This is a genomic window from Yersinia sp. LJYL362 (assembly GCF_048323875.1).
In genome coordinates this window covers 1-8,844 of the sequence record NZ_JBLWEX010000039.1, presented here as the reverse complement: position 1 = coordinate 8,844, position 8,844 = coordinate 1, and the positions used below count along the sequence as shown (strand labels likewise).

The window sequence follows — 8,844 nt, the reverse complement described above, 5'->3', positions numbered from 1 at the left end:
CAGGCAGTGCCAAGATTATGCAGTTGCAGCAATTAGTCAATATGTTTGGTGCGGATTTACAGCGCCGCTATGGTGAAAAAATTCATAAACTCACGCTACACGGCGGGTTTAGCTGTCCTAATCGTGACGGAACCCTTGGCCGTGGTGGCTGCACTTTTTGTAATGTGGCTTCATTTGCAGATGAACAAATGCAGCAACAGGGCATTGCGCAGCAATTGGCGGAGCAAGCTAAAAAAGCCAATCGGGCAAAACGCTACCTGGCTTACTTCCAGGCCTATACCAGTACTTATGCAGAGGTCAATGCGCTGGCGGTGATGTATGAGCAAGCTTTGGCTGAAGCTGACATTGTCGGCTTGTGTGTGGGAACCCGGCCCGATTGTGTGCCGGACGCGGTGTTGGATTTATTAAGTGGCTATCACCAGCAAGGTTATGAAGTTTGGCTAGAGCTGGGGTTACAGACCGCTAATGATAAAACACTCAAACGTATTAACCGTGGCCATGATTTTGCCTGCTACCAACAAACAGCCCGTCGCGCTCGTGCCCGAGGATTAAAAGTGTGCTGCCATTTGATTGTCGGCTTACCCGGTGAGGAGCAGGCGCAGTGCATGGAAACATTGGAGAAAGTGGTGGTCACTGGTGTTGATGGGATAAAACTGCATCCACTGCATATCGTCGAGGGCAGTACTATGGCCAAAGCATGGCGAGCAGGGCGGTTATCAGAGTTGACGCTGGATGAATATGTGCTCACCGCCGGTGAAATGATTCGCCATACTCCCGCTGACATTGTCTATCACCGGATTTCTGCCAGCGCCCGCAGACCAACGCTACTTGCGCCATTGTGGTGCGCAAATCGCTGGACCGGTATGAATGAGCTGAATAATTATATGCTGGCCCATGGCGGGCAGGCCTCTGCGCTGTGATCGGCTACTGCGCGTTGTTTCTCAATCTCTCATTGTGATTTGCAATCTTTTCCACACTTCTCAGCAAGCCATCTTATCTCGGCCCAGTTTTACGGTATGATTTATCAGATAAACACAGACAGGGGTTGCTATGAAGCAAATCAGGGTATTAGCCCAGTACTACGTTGATTTAATGGTTAAGTTAGGGCTGGTTCGCTTCTCACTGCTGCTGGCATCTGTGCTGGTGTTACTGGCCATGGTGGTTCAGATGGCGGTGACATTCGTCTTGAGTGGCTCGGTGGAAACCCTCGATCTGGTGCGTTCCATTTTCTTTGGCTTGCTGATAACCCCGTGGGCCGTGTATTTCCTGTCGGTGGTGGTTGAGCAACTGGAAGAGTCGCGCCAGCGCTTATCCCGGCTGGTTGATAAGCTTGAAGTGATGCGTTATCGCGATTTGGAGCTGAATAAGCAACTGACGGAAAACATTGCTCAACTCAATCAGGAAATTGTCGAACGTGAAAAAGCGGAGAAAGCTCACCTGCAAGTGGTCGATAAACTGAAAGAAGAGATGGGCCACCGTGAGCAGGCACAGGTTGAATTAGGGCAACAGTCGGCCTTATTGCGCTCTTTTTTGGATGCTTCACCGGATTTGGTTTATTACCGTAACGAAGACAATGAGTTCTCCGGCTGTAACCGGGCGATGGAACTATTGACTGGCAAAAGTGAGAAACAGTTGGTCGGCTTGACCCCTAAAGATGTCTATGCGCCGGACATCGCTGAAAAAGTCATGGAAACCGATGAGAAAGTTTTCCGTCACAACGTTTCTCTGACTTATGAGCAATGGTTGGTGTATCCCGATGGGCGTAAAGCCTGTTTTGAATTGCGAAAAGTACCATTTTATGACCGAGTCGGTAAACGACATGGGTTGATGGGGTTTGGGCGCGATATAACTGAGCGTAAGCGCTATCAGGATGCGCTGGAGAATGCCAGTAGGGATAAGACGACTTTCATCTCAACCATCAGCCATGAGCTGCGGACGCCGCTTAATGGCATTGTGGGCCTAAGCCGTATCCTGTTAGATACCGAATTAGACAGCGAACAACTAAAATACCTGAAAACCATTCATGTCAGTGCTATTACTCTCGGTAATATCTTCAACGATATCATTGAGATGGATAAATTGGAGCGACGTAAAGTTCAGCTTGATAATCAACCAATTGATTTTACTGGCTTTATGGCGGATTTAGAGAACCTTTCTGGCCTGTTGGTGCAACCGAAAGGGCTGAAGTTCATTATGGAACCGCAGTTACCATTGCCGGAGAAAGTGATTACCGATGGCACCCGCTTGCGTCAGATTTTATGGAACTTAATCGGCAACGCAGTGAAGTTTACCCAGCAAGGTGAAATTGTGGTACGGGTTAGACGTGAAAGCAATGACCGCTTGATTTTCGAAGTGGAAGATTCCGGCATGGGGATCCCTGAAGACGAGCAGGACAAAATTTTCGCCATGTATTATCAGGTAAAAGACAGTAATGGCGGCCGTCCGGCAACCGGCACCGGCATTGGGCTGGCGGTGTCTAAACGTCTGGCACAGAGCATGGGCGGCGATATTACGGTGAAAAGTATCCAAGGGGCCGGTTCATGCTTTACCCTGACCATTAAAGCACCTGTCGTGCAGGCCGCGTCTAGTGCACCATTAGGCGACGATACCCCGCTCCCAGCTCTTCACATATTGCTGGTGGAGGATATCGAGCTGAATGTCATTGTTGCGCGCTCAGTGTTGGAAAAACTGGGCAACAGTGTCGAGGTGGCGATGAATGGTCATGACGCTCTGGCGATGTTCAAACCAGATGATTTTGATTTAGTACTGCTGGATATTCAATTGCCAGATATGAGTGGGTTGGATATTGCTCGCCAAATTAGGGCTGATTATGGGCAGCAATCCTTACCGCCATTGGTGGCCTTGACGGCTAACGTGCTTAAAGACAAAAAAGAATATTTAGATGCTGGGATGGATGATGTGCTGAGTAAGCCATTATCAGTTCCCGCGCTCACGGCCATGATTAAGCAATTTTGGGATCATAAGCCTTCTTCTGCCGCTAAAAAACAGGAACACATTGTGATGCAAACCCATGAATCGTTACTTGATACTGCCATGCTGGAACAATACATCGATTTGGTTGGTCCACAATTAATTCATCAAAGTCTGGAAATGTTTGAACAAATGATGCCGAGCTATTTGGCGGTATTGGATTCAAACATGACGGCGCGAGATCAAAAAGGAATTACGGAGGAAGCGCATAAAATTAAAGGGGCGGCCGGTTCCGTTGGCTTGCGCCATATCCAGCAACTTGCACAGCAAATTCAAACCCCGACACTGCCAGCATGGTGGGACAACGTACAAGATTGGGTCGATGAATTAAAATCAGAATGGCGTAATGATGTTCAGGTATTACGTGAGTGGGCAGCTGAAGCTGAAAAAAAATAACCCCGACCGAGGCCGGGGTGCGCGAATACTGCGCCAACACCAGGGAAATCGTCAACCTGCAATACCCGTCATACTTCAAGTTGCATGTGCGTTGGCTGCCTTCGTTCACCCCAGTCACTTACTGATGTAAGCTCTTGGGGATTCGCTCAGTTGCCGCCTTCCTGTAACTCGAATTATTTAGGATATAATAATTTCGATTTCGAGTGGATTTGCAGGTTGTTAGGTTTCTTCCATACATCATACAAGCAATAACATAGCAAATGTAAGCGCTCTTGTTACAAGATTCATTAAAATATGTGATAGAGATACGTCTTTGTCACTAGAACGAGTTAAGCAATTGACAGAGTGAGAAAAGGAGAGGTGTGATGAAAACAGTCGGTGTAGTGCTTAGCGGGTGTGGCGTTTTCGATGGCACAGAGATACATGAGTCTGTCTTAACTATATTGGCGTTAGATCGTGCTGGAGCACGTATCGTATTCTTCGCACCAGATAAGCCACAACTCCATGTTATTAATCATCTTACCGGTGAAGAGTCCACCGAGCAGCGGAACGTTTTAGTGGAGTCCGCCCGCATTGCTCGTGGCGTGATTGAGCCGCTTTCCTCTGCCACTTCAGAACAACTAGATGCCCTTATTGTTCCTGGCGGTTTTGGTGCGGCAAAGAACCTCAGCGATTTTGCTATTAAGAGTTCTGAATGCGCCATTGATCCGGATTTATATAAGCTAATTCAATCAATGCATAAGGAGAATAAACCAATTGGGTTTATGTGTATTTCTCCCGTTATGCTCCCGAAGCTATTGGGTAAGCCTGTTCGTCTGACAATTGGTAACGATCCCGATACCATTGAGGCGGTTGAAATTATGGGGGGCGAGCATGTTATTTGCCCCGCTGATGATGTAGTGGTCGATGCAGAGAATAAAGTGGTCACAACACCTGCTTACATGTTGGCGGCATCAATTTCTGAAGCAGCAAAAGGAATTGATAAGCTGGTGGCGAAGGTGCTGGATTTAACCGAATGATTTCAGTCCGCCGTGGATTAAATTGGCTTTGGTATTGGGGAAAACGGGCTGTCATTGGCATTGTTGCCCTGTGGTTGGCCGGTATTTTGATTTTTGCTTTCCTGCCGGTTCCGTTTTCCATGGTCATGATTGAAAGGCAACTCGGTGCCTGGCTGACCGGCGATTTTTCGTACGTCGCACACTCTGATTGGGTGCCGATGGATGAGATTTCACCTTACATGGCGCTGGCGGTGATGGCTGCGGAAGATCAAAAATTTCCCGAGCATTGGGGCTTTGATGTCGGAGCTATAGAGTCAGCGTTAGCCCATAATCAGCGCAACCAAAACCGTATCCGCGGTGCTTCGACTTTATCGCAACAAACTGCCAAAAATCTGTTCCTGTGGGATGGTCGTAGCTGGGTACGCAAAGGGCTGGAAGTCGGATTGACCGCCGGTATTGAGTTGGTGTGGACCAAGCGGCGTATTCTGACGGTTTATCTGAATATTGCGGAGTTTGGTGACGGTATTTTTGGCGTAGAAGCGGCGGCTCGCCATTTCTTCAATAAACCGGCCAGTAAATTGAGCGCATCAGAAGCCGCTCTATTAGCCGCAGTTTTGCCCAATCCACTGCGCTTTAAGGTGAATGCGCCATCCGGTTATGTGATTTCCCGTCAACAGTGGATTTTGCGCCAAATGCGGCAATTGGGTGGGAAAGACTTCATACAGGCGAATGATTTAGATTAATGGCTTGATGTTTTGGATAGCTAAAAATGGGCCTGGATTTCTCCCGGCCCATAATAGGATTTCTCTTTCTAACTAATTGATTATTTTACAATAGTAAATGCAGTGGTTACATGCTTAACGCCACTGACCTGGCTGGCTATCTGAGCGGCTGATTGCCCTTCTTGCTGAGTCACCAGACCCAAAAGGAACACTTCGCCATTCTCTGTGGTCACTTTTACATTGGAGGATTTAACCGAGTCTGCGGTCAGTAACTGTGACCGGACTTTGGTGGTAATCCAGGTATCCATTGATGCAGTGGTCAGATCGACCGGTTTACCCAGGCGCATCTCGTTATACACTTCTGTGGCACCATCAACACCGGCCGCAATTTGCTTGGCACGGTTAGACAGCTCAGCAGTTGGCGATTGCCCGGTCAGCAAAACTTTCCCTTGATAAGCGGTCACAACAAAACGTGTTTGGCTCTTTATCTGCTGATCTTTGCTCAGCGCGTTGACGACTCTGGCTTCAAGTGTGCCATCATCTACCTGAGTGCCGACAGAACGAGGGTCTGTGGCAGATTTAGTTGCAACGGCCGCACTGCCAACTACGACAGCACCGACACAACCTTGTAATAGCAGGGCGCTGAATAGCATGGCAAAAATATAACCAACCTTCATTCGTGCTCCTTTAATCGTCCTGATGGGGAAATAGAGTGTTATCAATTAAGTCACACAAGCAATTCACTGTCAGCATGTGTAATTCTTGAACCCGGGCGCTACGGTGCGAAGGTATGCGGATTTCCACATCCTGCTGACCTAACAGGCCAGCCAGTTCACCACCATCATAACCTGTAAGCGCAACAATGGTCATATCACGGGTGACTGCTGCTTCGACCGCCTTCACAATATCACGGCTATTGCCACGAGTGGAAATTGCGAGCAAAACATCACCGGCATGACCCAGCGCACGCACCTGTTTGGCATAGACTTCATCATGCAAACGGTCATTGGCGATGGCTGTCAGCACAACATTATCAGCATTCAATGCTATTGCAGGCAGGCTTGGTCGTTCTGTTTCAAAACGGTTTATCATGCTGGCTGCAAAGTGTTGCGCGTTAGCCGCAGAAGTCCCATTACCGCAGCAGAGAATTTTGTTGCCGTTGAGCAGTGACTGAACCAACGTCATTGCTGCACGGGATATGGCGTCAGGCAGTGCCTCAGCCGCGGCAATCTGGGTTTGAATACTTTCTGTAAAGCAACCTTTGATTCTATCCAGCACGTTGATTTAACTCACTTAATATTTAAAATTCCGGTACAAAACCGGAGAGGAATCATCAATCCGCATTGAAGGCGTTTGGCAGCCATTCTAGCTCGCTACCAGTGATGGCAAAAACATCAAAACGGCACGGTGTAGTGGCAAAACAGGCGTTTCGCTGCGCCAGCCAAATGGTAGCGGCCCGGAGTAGCCGTTGTTGTTTGCTGTAAGTGACACTGGCGGCAGCGCCACCGAATAGTGCATTGCGACGAAAGCGTACTTCAACAAATACCCAGGTATCGCCATCGCGCATGATAAGGTCAATTTCACCATTTTGATAGGTGACATTTGCTGCCTTAAACACTAAACCTGCCCGCTCAAGATAGTGGCGGGCCTGGTTTTCGTAGTGTGTGCCAGTATCCCTTTGGCTCATATTCCCTTCGTCCTTGAAGTTGCAGGGTTGTTAGCTGCGTTCACTCACCCGAATTACTTACCTGAGTAAGCTCATCGGGATTCATTCACTTGCTGCCTACCTGCAAACTCCAATGACTTTGGGACTACTCTTTATAATTGAAGTTGCAGGGTTGTTAGCTACGTTTACTCACCCGAATTACTTTACGCCGCCGGTACTACCATGCCTTGACGGTATTGCAGCCAAGGCAATTTACGGGTGATAACACAATCGGCTGATGCGGTTAAATCACCGGTAGTTCCGCTCACCTGGAAACCAGGAATTTGGCGCATTTCAGCAAAATGATTCGATAATGTCCACGCATCAATGCCCATGGCATACAGCCGTACCAGTGAATAGTCGTTGGCAAATTTGGCCGCCGCTTGCTGCATCAGCGCAGGATTCGCCCCTGCCATCAATGGGATATCACTAAACTGAATACCTTCCATTTCCAGCCGGTAATCCGGGCCAGCACCTGCCTGATAGCTACGGGAGCTGGCAAATAGCGCTGGTTTGCTGCGTGTGCTGGTCGCCATATCAATCATTGGCTTAATCAGAGTCAACTCGGCAGGTGTTGCAATGATATACACCGCATCAATATTACCGCCGGCAGATGTTGAGACCACTGGTGCATCGACCGGCGGTGCAGGAATGGTCAGGCCAGCAATGGTGACTGATGCAGGTGCTGCGGCAGGTGCGCTTGAAACACTCACCGGTTGGCCAGTCAGGCGGATGCCTGCACCACTGTTGATGGCTTGTTTCAACTCAGCAGTAGAGCCGAAGTTTTGTTGCAATACCGTCTGCCCACCTTGTTTCTGCCACTCTTCTGCGAAGGCTTTAGCAACGCGATCGCCAAAGGCACCACGTGGGGTTAGCAACAATGGCATTCTCTTTTCCTGGCTCCACAAATGATGCGCGGCATCGCGAGCTTCATCTTCTGGAGACAGGGCGAAGTAACAGATATTCGGGCTGTTAGTGCTAACTTCCGGCTGATTCAGTGCCAGAATATTCAGGGTGCTGGGTGTCGCACTCAGTTGTTCCACTTCAGGTTTCAGCAGTGGGCCGACAACCAATGTGGCACCATCTTGCTGGGCTTGTGCCAACAAAGCAGCCACTGGCTGAGTAGTGGTATCGTAGACTTTTACCTGTGCATTACTGGTGGCAACAGGGGTTGCCACTGGCGCTGGCGTGGCAATATCAGTCACCGGTGTTGCAGTAGCATCAGTTGGTGTCGTGGCCGTTGCATCTGGTGTCACCGGAGCCGGGGCATTCACCGGCAAGCCATTTTGCGCCGCAGTAAAACCTTGTTGGATTGCATCAGCAAAGACTTGTGCCGGGCCACTTAATGGCAGTAATAAGGCAATTTTTGCCGTAGATGCCTGGCTGAAGTTACTGATCTGCGTTAATGCCGTTGGCAAGTTTTTTGCCGCTGGATTTTGTGGATAACGGTTTTGCCAATCTTTAATACCGGCTTTCAGCAGATCAGGGTCTTGCTTGTTATCCTGATATACATGTAGCAAATCCAGCCAGCCTTGCAGCACGTTTTCGTCTGCATTAATGACAATATTATTTAATTCTTGTGGTGTGAGCTGCGCCAGTGCTTGCCAGGTGCCATCAATATTATCTTGATGTGCTTTGTCTTTTAGCAAGGGTTCTTGAGCAATAAAGGCACGTATCAGCGGCAATGTCGCTTTACCCTGATTGGCGGCAATTTGTGCCTGATAGAAGCGAACCTGTTGGTTAGCTGAGAGCTGTGTTGCATCCAACTTGCCCAGAATATCGGCAGCCGCAGGATTATTTTTCTGGGCTACCAGTAGCTCAGCTGTCAGTAATTGCTGCTCCTGACGTTGCGCGTCACTCAGATTGGCGGGCAGAGTGCCGAGCTGTTCTGCCGCTTGAGGGAGTTTCCCTTCACGTAGCAGGGCACGAATGGCGAGTAATTGCCAGTCAGCCTTGTTATCATCACTGCTCTGTTGCAACTGTTGCAGATAATAGTCAGAGTTAGCGCTTGCTTCGTCCTGTATATTTGTGG

General features: G+C 48.9%; 8 protein-coding genes. 4 read left to right on the top strand and 4 right to left on the bottom strand.

Annotated features, from left to right (window positions below):
- The first annotated feature begins 17 nt into the window (after positions 1-17).
- From ACNSO8_RS01600 to mtgA, 4 genes are all read left to right on the top strand, one after another.
- Positions 18-920 (top strand): TIGR01212 family radical SAM protein, encoded by a 903-nt coding sequence (locus tag ACNSO8_RS01600; RefSeq protein WP_019080035.1) that lies wholly within the window; start codon positions 18-20, stop codon positions 918-920.
- A gap of 130 nt (positions 921-1,050) precedes the next feature.
- Complete coding sequence (gene arcB / locus ACNSO8_RS01595; protein ID WP_026017906.1) at positions 1,051-3,387, top strand: aerobic respiration two-component sensor histidine kinase ArcB; 2,337 nt, start codon at positions 1,051-1,053, stop codon at positions 3,385-3,387.
- 365 nt (positions 3,388-3,752) lie between these two features.
- Complete coding sequence (gene elbB, locus ACNSO8_RS01590; RefSeq protein ID WP_019080034.1) at positions 3,753-4,406, top strand: isoprenoid biosynthesis glyoxalase ElbB; 654 nt, start codon at positions 3,753-3,755, stop codon at positions 4,404-4,406.
- Positions 4,403-5,128, top strand: a complete 726-nt coding sequence (gene mtgA, locus ACNSO8_RS01585; RefSeq protein WP_019080033.1) for a monofunctional biosynthetic peptidoglycan transglycosylase — start codon at positions 4,403-4,405, stop codon at positions 5,126-5,128. The genes elbB and mtgA overlap by 4 nt, the downstream gene beginning before the upstream one ends.
- 80 nt (positions 5,129-5,208) lie before the next feature.
- Here mtgA and dolP read toward each other — a convergent pair whose 3' ends face one another.
- From dolP to ACNSO8_RS01565, 4 genes are all read right to left on the bottom strand, one after another.
- On the bottom strand, positions 5,209-5,784 hold the full coding sequence (gene dolP, locus ACNSO8_RS01580; RefSeq protein WP_005166550.1) for a division/outer membrane stress-associated lipid-binding lipoprotein: 576 nt from the start codon (positions 5,782-5,784) through the stop codon (positions 5,209-5,211).
- Between the two features lie 10 nt (positions 5,785-5,794).
- Positions 5,795-6,385: a DnaA initiator-associating protein DiaA gene (gene diaA, locus ACNSO8_RS01575; RefSeq protein WP_004710884.1), complete on the bottom strand. Its 591-nt coding sequence runs from the start codon at positions 6,383-6,385 to the stop codon at positions 5,795-5,797.
- A 55-nt stretch (positions 6,386-6,440) separates the two neighbouring features.
- The gene (locus ACNSO8_RS01570; protein ID WP_019080032.1) at positions 6,441-6,794 is read right to left on the bottom strand and encodes a YraN family protein; all 354 of its coding nucleotides are present in this window, start codon (positions 6,792-6,794) and stop codon (positions 6,441-6,443) included.
- 182 nt (positions 6,795-6,976) lie between these two features.
- Positions 6,977-8,844: penicillin-binding protein activator (locus ACNSO8_RS01565; protein WP_418393620.1), on the bottom strand; the 1,868-nt coding region annotated here is incomplete at its 5' end.

Bases quoted from the DNA above. Each gene is read 5' to 3' on its own strand.
- ACNSO8_RS01600 (WP_019080035.1), top strand. From the start codon at position 18: ATGCAGTTGCAGCAATTAGTCAATATGTTTGGTGCGGATTTACAGCGC.
- arcB (WP_026017906.1), top strand. From the start codon at position 1,051: ATGAAGCAAATCAGGGTATTAGCCCAGTACTACGTTGATTTAATGGTT.
- elbB (WP_019080034.1), top strand. From the start codon at position 3,753: ATGAAAACAGTCGGTGTAGTGCTTAGCGGGTGTGGCGTTTTCGATGGC.
- mtgA (WP_019080033.1), top strand. From the start codon at position 4,403: ATGATTTCAGTCCGCCGTGGATTAAATTGGCTTTGGTATTGGGGAAAA.
- dolP (WP_005166550.1), bottom strand. From the start codon at position 5,784: ATGAAGGTTGGTTATATTTTTGCCATGCTATTCAGCGCCCTGCTATTA.
- ACNSO8_RS01570 (WP_019080032.1), bottom strand. From the start codon at position 6,794: ATGAGCCAAAGGGATACTGGCACACACTACGAAAACCAGGCCCGCCAC.